This window comes from Rhizobium sp. SJZ105, from assembly GCF_007828365.1.
In the GTDB taxonomy this organism is placed as follows: domain Bacteria; phylum Pseudomonadota; class Alphaproteobacteria; order Rhizobiales; family Rhizobiaceae; genus Agrobacterium; species Agrobacterium tumefaciens.
Genome location: NZ_VIUP01000010.1, coordinates 1 through 17,777, shown reverse-complemented (window position 1 = coordinate 17,777; position 17,777 = coordinate 1). Strand labels below are relative to the sequence as shown.

Below are 17,777 nucleotides of genomic sequence, written 5' to 3'. Positions count from 1 at the left end.
CAATTACTGGAAGCCTTCTCCCAAGGCTTCCATTCCTTAGGTGGGATCGACGACAAAATCGCCGCCCCGGCAATGTTTCAGATAGTTCAGGCCGTGTACCTGTCCCGTCATTTCCAGCGCGTCGCGATAGACGGGGTCATGCCAGCCTTCGATATCGATCGAGCCGGACCAGCCGGCCAGGCGCAGTTCCGAAATAATGTCCGTCCAGTTGCTGTCGCCGAAGCCCGGCGTGCGCATGAAGACGAATTTTTCCTTGCCGAAAATCCCATGCTCACGAATGACATCCCAACGAATGGTCGCATCCTTGCCGTGCACGTGGAAAATCTTGTCCGCCCATTTGCGGATCTGCGGCAGCGGATCGATGAGATAAACCATCTGGTGGCAGGGTTCCCATTCGATGCCGATATTCTCGTCCGGCGTTTCGTTGAACATCAGTTCCCACGCATCCGGATTATGGGCGATGTTCCAGTCGCCGGTTTGCCAGTTGCCGTCCATGGCGCAATTTTCAAAGGCGATCTTCACGCCCTTGTCCGCTGCGCGTTTGGCAAGCTCGCTCCAGATTTCCTTGTAACGGGGCAAGCTCTCGGGCAGCGGCTTTCCGCGCAGGCGGCCGGTGAAACCGGCAACGCAGGTTGCACCGAAGTGATGGGCATTGTCGATGCAGTCTTTCCAGCCCTGCAAGGTCTGAAGGTCGATTTCCGTTTCCTCCAGCGGATTGCCGAACATGCCGAGCGTGCCGATGGTGATGTCGCGATCGCCGATCGCGTCAAGTGAACGCTTGCCAAGCTCGGCAAGGTCTTGGCCGTTGGTCGTCTGCCAGAAGAACGGTTCGAAGCTTTCGAAACCAAGATCGGCTATCTGCCCGATGCGTTCAGCTGCCTGTCCCTTGGTGGCGCTGACCATGGTGCCGATGCGGATGGATTTTGCCGGATTGCTCACGTCTGTCGGTCCTTATGCTGCGATGGAAACGCGCTGGCCGATGCGGGCGCTTTCAATCGCGCCGATCACCATTGCCAGGCTGTTGATGTTGTCGAAGGAGGCCGTTTCCGGCATCTGGCCAGTATGGATGGATTGAAGAAACGAGAGTATGACGCTGGCGTGGCCGTGCGTATCCTTCTCGGAAATACTATCGGAAACGTTTACGGTCTTGAATCCGCGTAGAAGACCCGGCTCTTCGCCGGCGACGGATGCGGAGAAATTGTCTTCGCCGTCCCAGAGGATCATGCCCTTGGAGCCAATCAGCCGCCAGCGGGCTTCCCAACTGGTTCTTTCGCCTTCCGCGCACCAGGAGCCGCGATAGGTAAAGACCACATCGTTGGAGAACTCGAATATGGCATTGGCGCTTGCCCCATGTGCATACCAGGAGCCAGCCGGATTTTTCTCCACGCAAAACACGGAGAGCGGCTTTTCATCGGCGACGAAACGCGCCGCATCGAAAGTGTGGATCGCCATGTCGAGAAGAAGAACGTTCTTCATCTCCTCGCGGAAACCGCCGAAATGGGGCCCGAGGAAAAAGTCGCAGTGAATGGCCGTCAAATCACCGATAATACCGTCTTCCACGGCCCGGCGCAGCCGTCGGATGCCGGAGATAAAGCGCCGGTTTTGCACTACAGCATGAATTTTTCCGGCCTTTTTCGCCAGTTCCACCAGCTTTTCGGCTTCTTCCATCGAGGCCGCAAGCGGCTTTTCGCTGAGCACATGACACCCGGCTGCAAGACCGGTTTCAACCACGGCATACCGTGCCTGCGGGATGACGACATCGAACAGGATGTCGGCTTTGGTCCGTGCGAGAACATCGCGGAGATCGACGCCGATGATGACGTCGGTGACGGAGAATTCTTCGGCAAGCGCGCGTGCCGTGTCTTCGTTCAGATCGACGAACCCGACGATCTTGATCGCGCCGAGAATGTCCGGCGTCGATTGAATGGCGCGCAGCCAGCCTTTGGCCATAGCTCCGCACCCGCATAAAACGGCATTGTATGTCATCTTCTCTCCCCGCTCTCTGGGCAAACTCCTCTTTGCGCAGAGCGTCGTAAACGTTTACGACACTAGGATGATCATGTTAGATATGTCAATACCGTTATTGGGGACGCATATTTCGTACCCGGCTCAGGAGGGGGAGTGCATGAAAGGAATTCGTCAGCTTGCCGATTATCTGGAGATATCGATAGGCACCGTTTCCCGTGCCTTGAACGGCAAGCCCGACGTTAACGAGGAGACGCGGCGGCGTGTTCTGGAGGCGGCGGAAAAACTTGGCTATGTCGCAAACCAGTCAGGCCGCAGCCTCAGGCAGGGGACGACTAACGTCATCGGCCTGATGACCGGCAGCGACGCGCAGACGGTGGAGAACTCCGACAACTTCTTCATGGGAGTGACGGATGGTTTGCAAAGCGTGTTTTCCGCTCACAATCTCGATCTTATCGTTCTGCCGTGTCCCGGTGAGGAAGACCCGGACGAATATCTCAAGCGCATGGTGGCGCGCCGCATGGTGGATGCGATGATCATTTCCTCGACCCGCCGTGTCGATAAGCGTGTCGATTTTTTAAAGCAGACCCGCTTGCCTTTCGTAACGCTCGGCCGCACCTCTTCCAGCGCCGATCATGCGTGGATCGATCTCGATTTCGAAGAGGTTGCGCGCAGTGCCGTCAACCGGCTCGCCGCTGCCGGCCATCGCACCATTGCGGTTGCTGCACCCGATAGCGACGTCAATCTCGGTTATGTTTTCATGGACGGGTACCGGCGTGGACTGGAGGAGAACGGCATTGCTTACGATCCTTCTCTGGTCATCCGGGCGAAATCGAGCGAGCAGGGCGGATATCACGCCGCCAGCGAGTGGCTACAGATGCGGCCGCGGCCAACCGCGCTTGTGCTGATCTATGATTTGATGGCCCTTGGCCTTTATCGCCGTCTGGCGGAAGTGGGTCTGAAACCGGGACGGGATCTTGCGGTCATCGGTTTTCGTGATGGTCCACGCGGCCAGTTTCTCGAACCGCGATTGACCAGTTTCCGCATGTCCCTGCACGATCTCGGTGTAATGGTCGCGCAGACGCTTCTGTCTACCATGCCGGCCTATGCGCCGTTTTACCCAAATCAGGCGCGTTACTGCGTCTGGCCGATGCAGCTTGTCGCCGGAGAGAGCGACCCAGGCCCCGCATCTTTATAAGCGTGGCGTCAAAGCTTGTGGTCTCGAATGGTCGCAACGCCGAACGGATTGAATTTATATTCGTCCTCCTCATACCGCGTGTCATCGGATAGGTCGGCACGACGATCCTTCAAGGCCGCTTCAACCCCGTCGCGTGTCATTTGATCGGCAATATCGTCAATCAGCGCGGCGATCTTCAGCTGCTCGCTATTTGTTGAGGGCTGCTGCTGGTCTTTTCGGGTGAAGTGTATCTCCACGTCAGGCAATCCGACCAGATGAAAGCCGACGCTCCCCATTCCGTCGGCATCGCCGCCGATGGGCCGGCGCGCGAAGGCTATACGGCAGGTTCTGGCGAATGCCAGGGCGTCGTTTGCGGTCGCGTTACGGCGCGACTGTTCGAAGAGTTCCTTCCACCGCTGCACGCCATGGGCAACGCCGGCGCTTTCACCCTTTACGGCAACTGCGCCACTATCGAGCATGTGGTGCACGAACATCAGGGCTTTACCGCAGGTCGCCACGGCTGTTTCCGCGGCCATTGATGGGCCAAGCACATAAAGAACCGAGCCGTGGCCTGCGACTGCCTCCTCGTCACTCTCCTGATAGGCGTCCGGCTCGACACGATCCCAGCAGACATTGAAGGAGCGTTCCATCCTGTCGTCCGGTTCATCCTGCGAATAATCCTCATCGAGACTGAAATCGCCGGCAAATTTATCGATAGCGGCGCGAGCGCTCTGCTGCAGCGCTGCCAGACCATTTTCCGGGCCGAGAAAACAAAGGACATGGCGGGGTTTGTATTCGGAGCGGGATTGGGCAACTGCCGGAACGTTGCTCGCGGCCTTGCCGACAGACGGTCTTCCCAGCACAAGGCCACCTAAAAGCGCGAGAACGCCACGACGCTCTGAATTCATCCCATACCCCCCACGGCTCCCCTAAACAGGATCGGGGACTTTTATACCGGTACGGGCAAGTCTGACCATATCAATTACGTTGATCTATTTTTTGCAGGGCCCGACTTTTGGCAGGTGAACAGCAAAGCCTCAAGGTTGCGGCAACAACACGCCGACGGCGAATTCTTCGTCCGTTGTCGTGTGGCCAATCTGCGTTTTGCGATATTCGCTGGGGCTGAAGCCGCGCTCGGCACGAAGTGTACGGGAAAGGTGTGGGGCATCGCAAAACCCGGTGGCGAGCGCAATCTGGGTGATCGGGTCACGCGTGGTGCGCAGGAGGGAAAGGGCGCGGTCGAGCCGCAGCTCAAGATAGACCTTGGAGGGCGTTGCTTTCAGGTCTCCAAGGAAACGCCGTTCGAGGCTGCGTCGGCCAAGGCCGAGGTCGCGCGCGAGTTCCAGCACGGTTCTCGGAACCTCGATGTTCTGCTGCATGCGCAGGATCGCCTTTCTGACCAGGGGATCGGTTGCCGTTCTGGTGCTCTGCTGGCCGGGCTGGGGTTTTTCGCCGCTGAGCGCGCTGTCGATCATCATGATATTGAGGCTCTTGATGGCGGCCGACTGGCCGACATGGCGCTCCACAAGGAACGCCGCCAGATGCGCAGCACCATGGCCGCCCGAACAGGTCAGGCGGTTGCGATCTATGACGAAGAGCTGGTCGGAAACCATCTGCTCGGCGTCGAAACGGTCGAGAAAATCCTGATGGTGGAACCAGCTGACGCAGCAGCGATAACCATCCAGCAGGCCGGCTTCATGTAGAATGAAAACGCCGGTGCAGAGCCCGATAAGGGGAGTGCCCGCTGCCGCACGGTCTTTCAGGAACCGCAATGCCTCCGGCGGCAGGGCGCTGTGGTCGCTGATCAATCCGCCGACAACAACGATATAGTCGTAATGCACGGCGTCGATGAGCCGCGTATCCGGTTGCACCTTCACACCACAGCTCGATTGCACATTGCCGAGGGTCGCCGACAGCACTGACCATTCGCACAGGATCGGCCGGGAACGGTCAGCCTCATCAGCAGCAAGACGCAGCACATCAACGAAATTGGCGAAGGCCGACAGCGTGAACCGGTCGGCGAGCAGGAAGGCGACGCTGAGGCGTTTCTTGGCGCGATGAGAGCTCATGGCGCAAATATTCACGCAAACAGACGCGATTGTCCAGCCCGGCCGCTGTAAATCTCCGTAGGCTTTTGAATACCGAGAGTTCCAACCAGCAGGCCCGCTCATGACGCGTTTTAATGCCTTCAATCTCCTGCGGAATGCCCTGACCGGCCACAAGAACTGGGACGAGCAATGGCCCGACAGCCAGCCAAAAGCCGAATATGACGTGGTCATCGTCGGCGCCGGCGGCCATGGTCTGGGTGCGGCCTATTATCTGGCCAGCCAGCACGGTATCACCAATGTCGCTGTCATCGACAAGGGCTGGCTCGGCGGCGGCAATACCGGCCGCAACACGACCATCATCCGCTCCAACTATCTCTACGACGAAAGCGCGCGTCTTTACGATCACGCCGTCGATCTGTGGGAGAACTTGAGCCAGGAACTGAACTACAACGTCATGTATTCGCGGCGCGGCGTTCTGATGCTCGCCCATAATGTCCACGACGTGCAGAGCTTCAAGCGCCACATCCATTCCAACCGTCTGAACGGTGTCGACAATCGCTGGCTTACCCCGGAAGAATGCAAGGAATATTGTCCGCCGCTGAGCATATCGCCAAACGCCCGCTACCCGGTGATGGGCGGTGCGCTTCAGGAACGTGCCGGCACGGCGCGCCACGATGCAGTTGCCTGGGGTTATGCGCGCGGTGCTGCCGCCCGTGGCGTCGATATCATCCAGAATTGCCCGGTCACCGCCATTCGCCGCAATGCCGACGGGTCCGTCGCGGGTGTCGAGACGGCGCGAGGTTTCATCAAGGCGAAAAAAGTTGCGGTTTCCGCTGCCGGCCACACTTCGGTGGTCATGGATACCGCAGGCGTGCGCCTGCCGCTCGAAAGCTATCCGCTGCAGGCTCTGGTATCCGAGCCGATCAAGCCGATCTTCCCCTGCGTGGTCATGTCGAATGCGGTTCACGCTTATATCAGCCAGTCCGACAAGGGTGAGCTGGTGATCGGTTCGGGTACGGATCAATATACCTCTTATTCGCAGCGCGGCGGCCTGCCGCTGATCGAACATACGATCGCCGCCATCGTCGAAATCTTCCCGATCTTCAACCGCATGCGGATGCTGCGCAAATGGGGCGGCATTGTTGATGTCACGCCGGATCGCTCGGCCATTCTCGGCAAGACGCCGGTCGACGGGCTTTATGTGAATTGCGGTTGGGGCACGGGTGGTTTCAAGGCCACGCCGGGCGCTGCCCACACCTTCGCCTGGACCATCGCGAAAAACGAACCGCACCCGATCAACGCGCCTTTCACGCTGGAGCGTTTCCGCTCCGGCCGCCTGATCGACGAGGCCGCCGCCGCTGCCGTGGCGCACTGAGGAGCTAACCCATGCTGCTGATCCGTTGCCCCTATTGCCATGAAACGCTACCCGAAGCCGAATTCACCTATGCCGGGCAGGCCCATGTCGTGCGCGCGGCCGACCCCTCATCTCAGAGTGATGAACAGTGGGAAGAATTCCTGTTCATCCGCGAAAACGCCAGGGGTCCGCATTTCGAGCGCTGGCGGCACCTGCATGGCTGCGGTCGCTTCTTCAATGCGGTGCGCGACACGGTGAGCGACCGTTTCCTGACGACCTATCGCGCAGGCGAGCCGCGTCCTGATCTCTCGTCCCTATCCAGCGCACCAGCCAGCTCCGAGGTGTCGAAATGAGTTCCTATCGCGTTCCCGGCCGTGGCCGGGTGGATGCCGCCCGCTCGGTAAGCTTCACCTTCGATGGGAAGACCTATCGCGGCGTAAAGGGGGATACGGTCGCCTCCGCGCTTCTCGCCAATGGCGTACATCTCATGGGCCGCTCGTTCAAATACCACCGCCCGCGCGGCCCTGTAGCGGCGGGTTCCGAGGAGCCGAATGCGCTGATCGGCACCCGCCGCGGCTCCGGCCGGTTCGAGCCAAATACCCGCGCCACGGTGCAGGAAATCTGGAGCGGGCTGGAAACCACCTCTCAGAACAAATATCCGAGCCTGAAATTCGATATCGGCGCAGTCAACGACATGGCCTATATGCTGTTTTCGGCGGGCTTTTACTACAAGACCTTCATGTGGCCGAAGAGCTTCTGGAACAAGGTCTATGAGCCCTTCATCCGCGCGGCGGCCGGTCTCGGCGTCTCGCCCACGGAAGAAGACCCCGATACCTATGCCTCGCGCAACCTGCATTGCGACGTGCTGATCGTCGGCGCCGGTCCTGCGGGTCTGGCTGCGGCGCGCGCAGCGGCGGTCGATGGTCTCAAGGTCGTGCTGGTGGACGAAAATGCCGAAGCCGGCGGGACGCTGCTGTCCGAGCCGCAGGCGCAGATCGACGGCCAGCCAGCATGGAACTGGCTGGCGGACGAGTTGAAGGCGCTGAAGGAGCGCGGCGTCAGGGTCATGACCCGCACGACGGCGATTGCCTACTACCACCAGAACATGATCGGCCTTTGCGAAAAGCTGACCGACCATCTCGAAACCGTGACCAAGGACATGCCGCGTGAACGCCTGTGGCGGGTGCGGGCGCGCCATGTGGTGCTGGCGCAGGGGGCTCTCGAGAAACCGCTGGTCTTCCATGGCAATGATCGGCCGGGCGTGATGCTGGCGGGCTCCGCCCAGACCTATGTGAACCGCTATGGCGTCAAGGTCGGCAACAGGCCGGTGGTGGTGACGAGCCATGACAGCGCCTGGTATGCCGCCTTCGATCTTCATGACGCAGGCGCGCGGGTGCAGGCCATCGTCGATACCCGTGCGAAGGTGCGCGAGGAACTGGTGAACGAGGCGCGCGCGCTCGGCATTCCGGTGCGGCTGTCGCATACCGTGACGGCGACTTCGGGCCGGTTGCGTGTGAAATCAGTCCGCGTCAATCCGGTGAATGGCTCCACGGTCGGCGCGGGGCAGGAAATCGCCTGTGATGCGTTGCTGATGTCTGGCGGCTGGACGCCGTCGCTGCATCTGTTTTCCCATACGCAGGGCAAGATTGCCTGGGACGATCAGCGGACCACCTTCCTGCCGGCCATGACCAATGAGGATTGTGCAATTGCCGGCGCCGGGCGCGGGCTTTGGGGCATTGAAGCGGTGCTTAAGGATGGCGCCGAGCAGGGCCGGAAGATCGCTGCAGCCCTGGGCAAGACGGGCGATACCCGCGACTATGCGGTGGAGCACGACCGCACCGGCAGCGGCGTATCGCTGACGGAATTGCCGAGCGATCGCGATGCCGGCAAGGCCAAGGCCTTCGTCGATTACCAGAACGACGTGACCGCAAAGGATCTGCGGCTGGCCGTGCGCGAGGGCATGCGCTCCATCGAGCACGTCAAGCGCTACACCACCAACGGCATGGCGACCGATCAGGGCAAGATGTCCAATATCAACGGCCTCAACATCGCGGCAGAAGCGCTCGGCAAACGCCAGCCGGAAGTAGGCCTCACGACCTTCCGCCCACCCTATACGCCGACGACCTTCGGCGCTTTCGCCGGTTATCATCGCGGCCAGCATTTCGAGGTGACGCGCAAGACGCAGATCGACAGCTGGGCTGAGGAGCATGGCGCGGTTTACGAACCGGTCGGCCAATGGCGGCGCGCCTGGTACTTCCCCAAACCAGGTGAAGACATGGATGCGGCAGTCGGCCGCGAATGCCGGGCGGTGCGGCAAAGCCTCGGCATGTTCGACGCCTCGACGCTCGGCAAGATCGAGGTCGTCGGGCCGGATGCGGTCGAGTTCATGAACCGCATGTACACCAACCCGTGGTCGAAGCTCGCGCCGGGCCGCTGCCGTTACGGCCTGCTTCTGGGTGATGACGGCTTCATTCGCGACGACGGCGTCATCGGCCGCATGACCGAGGATCGCTTCCACGTCACCACCACCACCGGCGGTGCGGCAAGGGTGATGAACATGATGGAGGATTACCTCCAGACCGAATGGCCGGATCTCAACGTCTGGCTGACTTCCACCACCGAGCAATGGTCTACCATTGCGCTGAACGGCCCGAATGCGGCAAAGCTGCTCGCTCCGCTGGTCGAGGGCGTCGAGCTGACGGAAGAGGCTTTCCCGCATATGTCCTGCGCGGAATGCACGGTGGCCGGCATGCCGGCGCGGCTGTTCCGGGTGTCGTTCACCGGCGAGATCGGCTTCGAAGTCAACGTGCCCGCGCCGCTCGGCCGCAAACTCTGGGAAATCCTGTGGGAGGCCGGCCAGCAATACGGCGTCACCGCCTATGGCACGGAAACCATGCATGTGCTGCGTGCCGAAAAGGGTTACATCATCGTCGGCCAGGATACCGATGGCACGGTCACGCCCTATGATGCCGCGATGGGCTGGGCCGTGGGCAAGACCAAACCGGATTTCGTCGGCAAGCGTGGCCTCGCGCGCCCCGATCTCGTCGCCAAGGGCCGTCGTCACCTCGTCGGTCTTCTGACCGAAGACCGCTCGAAGCTGGAAGAGGGCGCGCAGATTGTCTTCGATCCGAAGCAGCCTATCCCGATGAAAATGGTCGGTCATGTCACCTCATCCTATCATTCGGATGCGGTTGGCCAGCCGATTGCGCTGGCGCTGGTCGAGGGCGGCCATGAGCGGATGGGAGAGACCGTCTATATTCCGATGCCCGAACGCACGATTGCCGCAAAAATCACCGGGATGGTCTTTGTCGATCCCGAAAACACCCGTCTGAAGATCTGACCCGGAGATGACAATGAATATGCGCGTTTCCTCCCCCGTTCCCGGCACGCTGGCCGAGAGCAAAGCAGCCCGGGTCAGCATATTGGCCGCGCAAGGGCGGCTGTCGCTGCGTGCGCGCGGCGATCTGGTACCGCTCAATACAGCCCTTGGCCTGACCTTGCCCGACCGGATCGGCGCTCGCACTGCTGCAGGCGAAATCGAGGCCGTGCGCCTTGGTCCCGACGAATGGACGATCCTTGCTCCCGCTGGCGCGGTCGACGGGGTGATTGCAGCCTGCGCTGGCGTTTATGCGGGCCATCCCCATAGTCTCGTCGACATTTCCGGAAGGGAAGTGACGCTCGCGATCAAGGGGCCGCTCGCCGCCGAGCTTTTGACACTCGGCTGCGCCCGCGACATCGACACCATTCCGGTTGGCGAGGCCCGCAGAACGATTTTCGATGGCGTGACCGTGGTGCTGTGGCGCGATGCGCCGGATGGTTTCCGTATGGATATCTGGAACAGTTTCGCGCCGCATCTCGGCCATTTGCTTGAAACCGGCTGCAAGGAACTTGCCGCCGAAATCGCCTGATCCTTGAGGAGGAAACAATGCTCAACCGTCTGTCCCATAATGCCGTTTCGGATACGGTGATTGCCGACGCCATCGCCGAGGAACTCGATCGCCAGAAAACCCAGATTGAACTGATCGCTTCGGAGAATATCGTGTCCGCCGACGTTCTGGCGGCGCAAGGCTCGGTGCTGACCAACAAATATGCCGAAGGTTATCCCGGCAAACGCTATTATGGCGGCTGCGAATTCGTCGACAAGGTCGAGCAGGTCGCCATCGACCGGCTGAAGCAACTTTTCGGCGCGGAGTTCGCGAACGTTCAGCCGCATTCCGGCGCGCAGGCCAATCAGGCGGTGTTTCTGGCACTTCTTCAGCCGGGCGACCGGATCATGGGGCTTTCGCTGGCCCATGGCGGCCACCTGACCCACGGTTCGCCGGTCACCATGTCGGGCAAGTGGTTCGATGTCGTCTCCTATGAGGTGGATGCAGAGACGCATCTGATCGATATGGAAAAGGTGCGGGCAAAGGCGCTGGAAACCAGGCCGAAGCTGATCGTCGCAGGCGCCTCGGCCTATCCGCGCCAGATCGATTTCGAAGGCTTCCGCAAGATCGCCGACGAGGTTGGCGCATGGCTGATGGTCGACATGGCCCATTATGCCGGCCTGATCGCCGGCGGCAAATATCCAAATCCGGTGCCGCACGCCCATGTCGTCACCTCCACCACCCACAAGACCCTGCGCGGCCCTCGCGGCGGCGTGATTTTGACCAACGATGCCGATCTGGCAAAGAAGCTGAATTCGGCCGTCTTCCCCGGCAATCAGGGCGGCCCGCTGATGCATGTCATCGCTGCCAAGGCCGTTGCCTTCGGCGAGGCGCTGCGGCCGGACTTTGCCGACTACGCCGGTCAGGTCATAGCCAATGCTCAGGCTCTGGCGCGAGTGCTGACGGATGGCGGTCTGGGGATCGTGTCTGGTGGAACCGACAGCCACATGGTTCTGGTCGATCTGCGTCCGAAGGGCGTTACCGGCAAGGTTGCCGAAATCGCTCTTGAGCGGGCAGGTCTCACCTGCAACAAGAACTCCATTCCCAACGACCCGGAAAAGCCCTTCGTCACCTCGGGCATCCGGCTCGGCAGCTCGGCCGGTACCACGCGCGGCTTCGGCGTGGCCGAATTCGAGCGGATCGGCGTGCTGATCCTGCGCGTCATCGACGCGCTGGCTGTCAGTGCCGAAGGCAATGCTGAGATTGAGGCGAACGTGCGGGCCGAGGTTGCAGCGCTGTGTGAGGACTTCCCGATCTACGGCGCGTAACACGCTATTATCGGTCTCGTTAGCCATGATCGGGCAGGGCGGCATCACCGCCAATGTGCCCGATCGCTGATCCATCAAGGGGAGCAGGATTTGACCAGCTATGTCATGAAAGTCTCGTGCCCGGCACGCAGCGGCATCGTTGCCGCCGTGTCCGGATACCTCGCGCGGTCCGGCTGCAACATCAACGACAGTTCGCAATTCACCGACCTGGAAACGGGCCGCTTTTTCATGCGGCTGAGCTTCGTTTCGGAGGAAGGTATGGAACCCGCTGCTCTCGTCGCAGGGTTCGCTTCCGTCGCCGCCGATTTCGACATGGAATACGATATCCATGATCTCTCGCGGAAAACGAAAGTCGTGATCATGGTTTCACGCTTCGGCCATTGCCTGAACGATCTGCTCTATCGTTCCCACATTGGTGCATTGCCTGTGGAGATTGTCGCTGTCATCTCCAATCACCTCGAATACCAGAAGCAGGTGGTGAACGAGGATATTCCCTTTCACCACATTCGCGTCACGCCGGAGACGAAACCGGAAGCCGAGGCGGCCATACTGCAGGTGGTGCGCGATGCAGGCGCCGAACTCGTCGTGCTGGCGCGCTACATGCAGGTTCTGTCGGAACGGCTGTGCCAGGAAATGTCTGGCCGCATCATCAACATCCACCACTCCTTCCTGCCGTCCTTCAAGGGCGCAAACCCTTACAAGCAGGCCTATGAGCGCGGCGTGCGACTGATCGGCGCGACGGCCCATTACGTCACCGCTGATCTCGATGAAGGCCCGATCATCGAACAGGACACGATCCGCGTCACCCATGCCCAGAGCGGCATGGATTATGTGAGCCTCGGGAGGGACGTGGAAAGCCAGGTTCTGGCGCGCGCCATTCATGCCCATATCCATCACCGTGTCTTCCTCAACGGCAATAAGACCGTGGTGTTTCCCGCTTCGCCGGGCGAATATATGTCCGAACGAATGGGCTAAGGTTGGGGCGCGGTTGCCGGAGGCCTATTCTTCCACCGGCCCCGTCCCGTCGCTTGCTTCGGGCTCCTGTGGCCGCGCGCTTCGTGTAGATGCGGGATAGGCGCCCGCCATGCTGGCGAACTGGATGTCGTTTTGCGCAAAGGCATCCTTCAACATCGAATAGGCCTTGCGGCGCACCATGGAGGATTGCCCGCCGGCGCGCAGCATCATGCCGAAACCAAGCGTCATGCCATATTCGCCGAATTGCTCGACACCCTTCAGCTTGACGGTTTCGATCAGGAACGGTCCGAATTCCGGGTCTTCCTTCAGCGCCTTACCGATCTCCTTGGTAATGGCCCGGACCTTGGCAATGTCAGTATCGAAGGCGACCGTGACGAGGAATTTGTCGATCGACCAGTCGCGGCTCATATTTTCGACGGCGCCGAGCGATCCGAACGGGACGGTGAAAATCGGGCCGCGATGGTGCCGCAGTTTGACCGAGCGGATGCTGAAGGATTCAACCGTGCCGCGGTAGGAACCGCTCTGGATGTATTCGCCGACGCGGAAGGCGTCGTCGATCATGTAGAACACGCCGCTGATGATGTCCTTGACCAGCGTCTGCGAACCGAAACCGATGGCGATGCCGAAGATGCCGGCGCTCGCCAGCAGCGGCCCGATATTGACGCCGAGTTCCGAAAGCGCCGTCATAACCGCAACCGCGGCGATGATGATGCCGAGCATGTTGCGAAGGATCGGCAGAATGGTCAAAAGCCGGTCATCTTGCGGCTGGCCCCCACCCGGTTGGCCGCTCATCGGGTTGCCGGCGGGTGTACTCAACTCCAGCCGCCGTGCGATCATCGACTTGATCGCGATCCAGACGAGATCGGCAAGAAGCAGGATCAGCGCCCCGTGCAGGACGCCGACGACGATCGACGTCAGCAATGCGCCATCGGGCAGGGAATTCGGATGCGCGCGCACGAGGAAGATCAGCCACAGGATGGCAGTCCCGACGATTGCAAGCCGCACGCCTCGCTCGACCAGTACCGGGCGAAGATCGCTTTCCCCATAGGTGCCGATGTCGGTTGCCAGCTTTCGCGCCGCGATGCCAAGCGTCGAGGCAAGGCCGGGCAGAACCAGCGCATAAAGCCCGATCCAGAACAGGACCCCGGCGCCGGCGAGCCGCAACCCGAAGAGGATGATGAGGCCGAAGATCAGCGCGACATCGATTGACCTAGCCCGCTCCGAGCCGGGATCGCCGACCGGACGACGCCAGATCCAGATGCATGCGAGCAGGAACAGCAGGCCGACCATGGCGGAGGACAGAAGCCCAAGCGTGTCACGCGGGACATCGAGATTCTCGAGCGTCCTGAGTAATGCCCAGAAGACGCTGGCAAGGGTCAGGAGCCATGTCCAGCGGACGATCCAGAAATCGCGCCGGGCATTGGCCTCGCGGCCAACGACCCGCCGCAGCAGACCCGTGAAGGCAAAAAGCAGCGGCAACACGATGCTGGTTGCAAGCCAGGGCAGGAGAACGGCGCTCAGCAAAGGTGACCACTGGATGGCAAGGAACATGGCGGTGGCAGCAATGCCGTAACCGAAGACGGGCAAAAGCCTCCGCGATACGACAGACGAGGCCTCCTTGCCGATATCCGCGCTGTTCCTGCGGGAGGCCTGCATCGCTATGATCCGGTTCGTGGCAATGCCGCCGGCAAGGCCCGCACCGAACAGGATGGATACGTGCAGCAAAAAGACGGCTGCACCGTAGTTTCTGATCTCGTCGCAAAGCCTTCCCAGCGCCGCGATGATCTGCGTGGACATGCCGGGCAGGTCCCTTGCGAGGCGGCCTAGGTGTTCGCGCCGCTTGCTTGCCCATTGGTCGAGATCGCTCAACTGGCTCTGCGGCGTCAGTTCTGGCGGCTGCTCTGTGCCGGCTACCGCAAGCTTCTGTGTGAGAAGGGCACGAACATCGTCCTGTCCCAGAAGCTGTATCAACTGGTCGACTTTCTGCTCTGTTGTCTGTTCCGTAGGGGCCGGTCTCGCTGGCGGCGGTAGTTCTTGCGCAGGCAGGCTCGCCGCGCCCAGGACGAAAACTGCGATGGCAGCCGCCATCAATCGGAAAAGGGAGGGAAGGGTGGTCATCGGTCCGCTCCACACCATCCAGGCAGATGCCGCGCATCGCGCGAGCGTGCCAGTTGCATCGCTTCCTCCACAGCGTCCTCGAAGGAATGTCGCAGCTTCTTGCCACCCACACGGCGGCGCAGGAAATCCGCCCAGAGGAATTCACTGAAGGGAGCGTCTATTTTGGCAAAACCGCCAGCGTCGCGAACCGCGCCGGCCAGCGCGCGGAAGGGATCGTCCTTGAGATCGACGATCCGTTTGGGAAGGTTTTCGATGGGATGGCGCACGCCATCCACGTCGAAAGGATAGACGAAGTTGCGATGGTCCATCACCGACCAGAATTCCTGCCGGTCGAGATGGGAAAGATCGGCAACGATACTGGTCAGGACATGTTTCACGCCTTCCTCATGCAAAGCCAAAGCGAGGTGGTGGTGGTCCACCAGATAAAGACGTTGTTTGTGACCAAGGACGACGGGCACCATGTGGTGTCCGAGGAAGTCGGCTCCCTTTTCCTCACGGATGGCGGCCCATTGCCGCCGCTTGTCCTCCACCTCGCGCAGACCGACTGTCATCTGCGTTGGTTTGAGTGAGGTGATTTCAACCGGGGTCAGATGCGGTTCAAGATTGTGTGGCAAGGCTGTCCTCCCGATGCATGGCCGCCGTCACGGCATCATCGACACTGAAATTGCTGCGCGCCACCATGTCGGATCCGCCGCCAGCAAGCAGCAGATCCTTCACATGGTCGTGCATGCGCGCATAATAGACCACGATGCTGCTGCGCTGCATCGCTGCATCGAACTCCAGCAACGCATCAAGCGCGGTGGAATCCAGTTCGAATGTTTCCTCAAGGCTGACAATTGCGATGTCCAGTTCCGGCCGCGCAACGATGTATTTGGTAACGGCGGCAAGGATCGGTTCCGCATTGCCGAAGAAAAGCGGCTGTGCGGGCCGGAGAATAATCATGCCTGACACATCCTTCGCATCCGGGTGGCGTTCCATGTCGACAAAGTCATGGCTATCGCCCAGCCGGCCAAGATGCATGACATGCGGTAGGGAAAGCCGGCGAACGAATACGGCGAAGGAAAGGGCGACGGCGACAAGCATGCCGTTCAGCACACCGAACGCAAGTACGCCGGCTGCAGCGGCAAGTGCCAGATAGGCGTCGTTGCCGAGCCGCCATAAACGGATGATCGGCGCGGGGTCGAGCGCATGCAGCAGCGCCACGGCGATCACGGCGGCAAGGACTGCTTCCGGGATGAAAGCGAACCCTCTGGCGGCGAGCAGGCTGAAGACCGCAAGGCCGATTGCGGCGATGGCAGAGGCAAGCCGGCTTTGCGGCCCAACCGCCTCGCTTGCTGCGCCTGCGGAAAAACCCGCACCAACCGGCATGCCCTGCATGGCGGCGCTGGCGATATTGGCAAGCCCGAATGCTCTGAGTTCGCGATTGGAATCGACAATCTCGCCATGGCGAAGCGAAAAGCTTCGGATGGTGCCCCATGATTCCGCAAAGAGGATGAGGACGAGTGGCGGCGCGAAGCGGGCAACATGCGCGACATCATCGAGCGACACCGAAAACGGGCCGGCCCATATGCCGGCAAGATCGATCTGGCCGACGACGGCGACGCCCCGACTTTGAAGGTTGAGCAGGATCGAGATGGCAATTCCTGCCACGATGACGACGAGGCTGCCGGGAATGGCGGGGCGCCTGCGCAGGAGAAGCAGCACGGCGAGTGCCACAACGCCGACGGCGATGCTTTCAAGGCTCCAGTCCTGTGGGCGGGAGAGGATTTGCAGGAGAATGGAAAGCGGCTCGCCCGACTGCGCCTTTATCCCGAAGAGGCTCGGCAATTGCTTTAAGGTGATCAGAATGGCGAGGCCGAAGGCAAAACCGCGCAGCACCGGGCGCGAGATCACACTCGACAGGGCGCCGAGCCGCGTGGCAGCCGCAAGCAGAAACAGCAGGCCGACCAGAGCGACCGTAATGGCAACGAGCAGCATCTTTTGCGCTGGTGTGACCGAGAGCGTCGCAAGCATTGCCGCCAGGATTGCGGCGGAGGACGATGTGGGCGAGACGACCGCAAAACGGCTCTGGCCAAAAATGGCATAGACGATGCAGCCCATGATGGCGGCAAGGATGGCGTGCTGGGCTGGAACGCCGGCAATCCCCGAATAGGCGATCGCTTCCGGTAACATCAGGCCGGCAATCGACAACCCCGCCACCACATCGCGCCGGTTGAGTGTCATGGGCATGGAATTGCAACCGCATTGGCGGCAATAAGGGCAAGGACAATTCCACCGGTTAAGATCACGATTCTCCACCATGTTCCCGCGACGCAATGAAGGTTCACCCAATGCGCATACGAGTCAAAGTTTAAATCGCGCCCCCGAAATATTTCGGCTCTTCCGGATGTTGCTTAACGCTGGAGATCGTCCGGCAGGCAAGACGAGCGCCATTTCGGCCAGGCCGCTTCAGCCACCATACTGATCGTCCGTGACGTGCTCCATCCAGTCCACGACCTTGCCGTCTTTCACTTCCTGAAGCGCGATATGCGTCATGGCGACATCGGGTGCCGCCCCGTGCCAGTGCCTTTCGCCCGGCGCGAACCACACGGTATCGCCGGGGCGGATTTCTTCCACGGGGCCACCCTCGCGCTGCACCCTTCCAAACCCTGAAACCACGATCAGGGTCTGTCCGAGCGGGTGCGTGTGCCATGCGGTTCGCGCGCCTGGTTCGAAGGTGACCTGAGCGCCCTGCACCCGCTCTGCATCGAACGGGTTGAACAGAGGATCGATACGGACCGTGCCGGTAAACCATGCCTCGGGGCCTTTGGTTGAGGCCCGTGTTCCCGCGCGCAATATTTCCATGGTCATTCTCCAATGAAAGAACTCAAGGGGCAAAATGCTTATTCTGCGTCGCATTCCCTGGGCTCTGTTATGTTGAGACCGGCATTTTCGCCGATCGGCTAA

At 60.7% G+C, this 17,777-nt stretch carries 15 protein-coding genes; 7 read left to right on the top strand and 8 right to left on the bottom strand.

Annotation, left to right across the window (positions count from 1 at the left end):
* Nucleotides 1–36: 36 nt before the first annotated feature.
* The gene (locus FB593_RS22215) at nucleotides 37–939 is read right to left on the bottom strand and encodes a sugar phosphate isomerase/epimerase family protein (protein WP_013762259.1); all 903 of its coding nucleotides are present in this window, start codon (nucleotides 937–939) and stop codon (nucleotides 37–39) included.
* Nucleotides 940–951: 12 nt separating this feature from the next.
* Nucleotides 952–1,986 carry a Gfo/Idh/MocA family protein gene (locus FB593_RS22210; protein ID WP_111828693.1) on the bottom strand — a complete coding sequence of 345 codons (1,035 nt, stop codon included), beginning with the start codon at nucleotides 1,984–1,986 and terminating at the stop codon, nucleotides 952–954.
* Between the two features lie 139 nt (nucleotides 1,987–2,125).
* On the opposite strand from FB593_RS22210, the gene FB593_RS22205 reads away from it, so the two are divergent.
* A complete protein-coding gene (locus FB593_RS22205) occupies nucleotides 2,126–3,163 on the top strand; it encodes a LacI family DNA-binding transcriptional regulator (protein WP_145166995.1) in 1,038 nt (345 codons plus the stop codon).
* 8 nt (nucleotides 3,164–3,171) lie between these two features.
* On the opposite strand, the gene FB593_RS22200 is transcribed toward FB593_RS22205, so the two are convergent.
* Both FB593_RS22200 and FB593_RS22195 read right to left on the bottom strand, forming a co-directional pair.
* On the bottom strand, nucleotides 3,172–4,050 hold the full coding sequence (locus tag FB593_RS22200) for a hypothetical protein (protein ID WP_111828694.1): 879 nt from the start codon (nucleotides 4,048–4,050) through the stop codon (nucleotides 3,172–3,174).
* Nucleotides 4,051–4,179: 129 nt separating this feature from the next.
* On the bottom strand, nucleotides 4,180–5,211 hold the full coding sequence (locus FB593_RS22195; RefSeq protein WP_019566906.1) for a GlxA family transcriptional regulator: 1,032 nt from the start codon (nucleotides 5,209–5,211) through the stop codon (nucleotides 4,180–4,182).
* 100 nt (nucleotides 5,212–5,311) lie between these two features.
* On the opposite strand from FB593_RS22195, the gene FB593_RS22190 reads away from it, so the two are divergent.
* The 6 genes from FB593_RS22190 to purU all read left to right on the top strand — a co-directional run bounded on the left by FB593_RS22190 (nucleotide 5,312) and on the right by purU (nucleotide 12,713).
* Nucleotides 5,312–6,565: a sarcosine oxidase subunit beta family protein gene (locus FB593_RS22190; protein WP_003518155.1), complete on the top strand. Its 1,254-nt coding sequence runs from the start codon at nucleotides 5,312–5,314 to the stop codon at nucleotides 6,563–6,565.
* 11 nt (nucleotides 6,566–6,576) lie between these two features.
* Complete coding sequence (locus tag FB593_RS22185; RefSeq protein ID WP_019566908.1) at nucleotides 6,577–6,897, top strand: sarcosine oxidase subunit delta; 321 nt, start codon at nucleotides 6,577–6,579, stop codon at nucleotides 6,895–6,897.
* Entirely contained in the window at nucleotides 6,894–9,884 is a 2,991-nt protein-coding gene (locus tag FB593_RS22180) for a sarcosine oxidase subunit alpha (protein WP_145166994.1), read from the top strand. The genes FB593_RS22185 and FB593_RS22180 overlap by 4 nt, the downstream gene beginning before the upstream one ends.
* A gap of 13 nt (nucleotides 9,885–9,897) precedes the next feature.
* Nucleotides 9,898–10,452 carry a sarcosine oxidase subunit gamma family protein gene (gene soxG, locus FB593_RS22175; RefSeq protein ID WP_060642873.1) on the top strand — a complete coding sequence of 185 codons (555 nt, stop codon included), beginning with the start codon at nucleotides 9,898–9,900 and terminating at the stop codon, nucleotides 10,450–10,452.
* Nucleotides 10,453–10,469: 17 nt separating this feature from the next.
* Nucleotides 10,470–11,738, top strand: coding sequence for a serine hydroxymethyltransferase (gene glyA, locus FB593_RS22170; protein ID WP_019566911.1), 1,269 nt, complete (start codon nucleotides 10,470–10,472; stop codon nucleotides 11,736–11,738).
* Nucleotides 11,739–11,828: 90 nt separating this feature from the next.
* Complete coding sequence (purU, locus tag FB593_RS22165; protein ID WP_013762268.1) at nucleotides 11,829–12,713, top strand: formyltetrahydrofolate deformylase; 885 nt, start codon at nucleotides 11,829–11,831, stop codon at nucleotides 12,711–12,713.
* 24 nt (nucleotides 12,714–12,737) lie between these two features.
* Here the strand turns inward: purU and FB593_RS22160 are convergent, their stop codons facing one another.
* The 4 genes from FB593_RS22160 to FB593_RS22145 form a co-directional block, all read right to left on the bottom strand.
* Nucleotides 12,738–14,831 (bottom strand): mechanosensitive ion channel domain-containing protein, encoded by a 2,094-nt coding sequence (locus FB593_RS22160; RefSeq protein ID WP_111828697.1) that lies wholly within the window; start codon nucleotides 14,829–14,831, stop codon nucleotides 12,738–12,740.
* Nucleotides 14,828–15,445, bottom strand: coding sequence for a ParB-like protein (locus tag FB593_RS22155; RefSeq protein WP_019566914.1), 618 nt, complete (start codon nucleotides 15,443–15,445; stop codon nucleotides 14,828–14,830). Before FB593_RS22155 ends, FB593_RS22160 begins: the two co-directional genes overlap by 4 nt.
* Nucleotides 15,429–17,060 carry a SulP family inorganic anion transporter gene (locus FB593_RS22150; RefSeq protein WP_410171202.1) on the bottom strand — a complete coding sequence of 544 codons (1,632 nt, stop codon included), beginning with the start codon at nucleotides 17,058–17,060 and terminating at the stop codon, nucleotides 15,429–15,431. Before FB593_RS22150 ends, FB593_RS22155 begins: the two co-directional genes overlap by 17 nt.
* Nucleotides 17,061–17,279: 219 nt before the next feature.
* Nucleotides 17,280–17,675, bottom strand: a complete 396-nt coding sequence (locus FB593_RS22145; RefSeq protein ID WP_003518141.1) for a cupin domain-containing protein — start codon at nucleotides 17,673–17,675, stop codon at nucleotides 17,280–17,282.
* Between the last annotated feature and the right edge of the window lie 102 nt (nucleotides 17,676–17,777).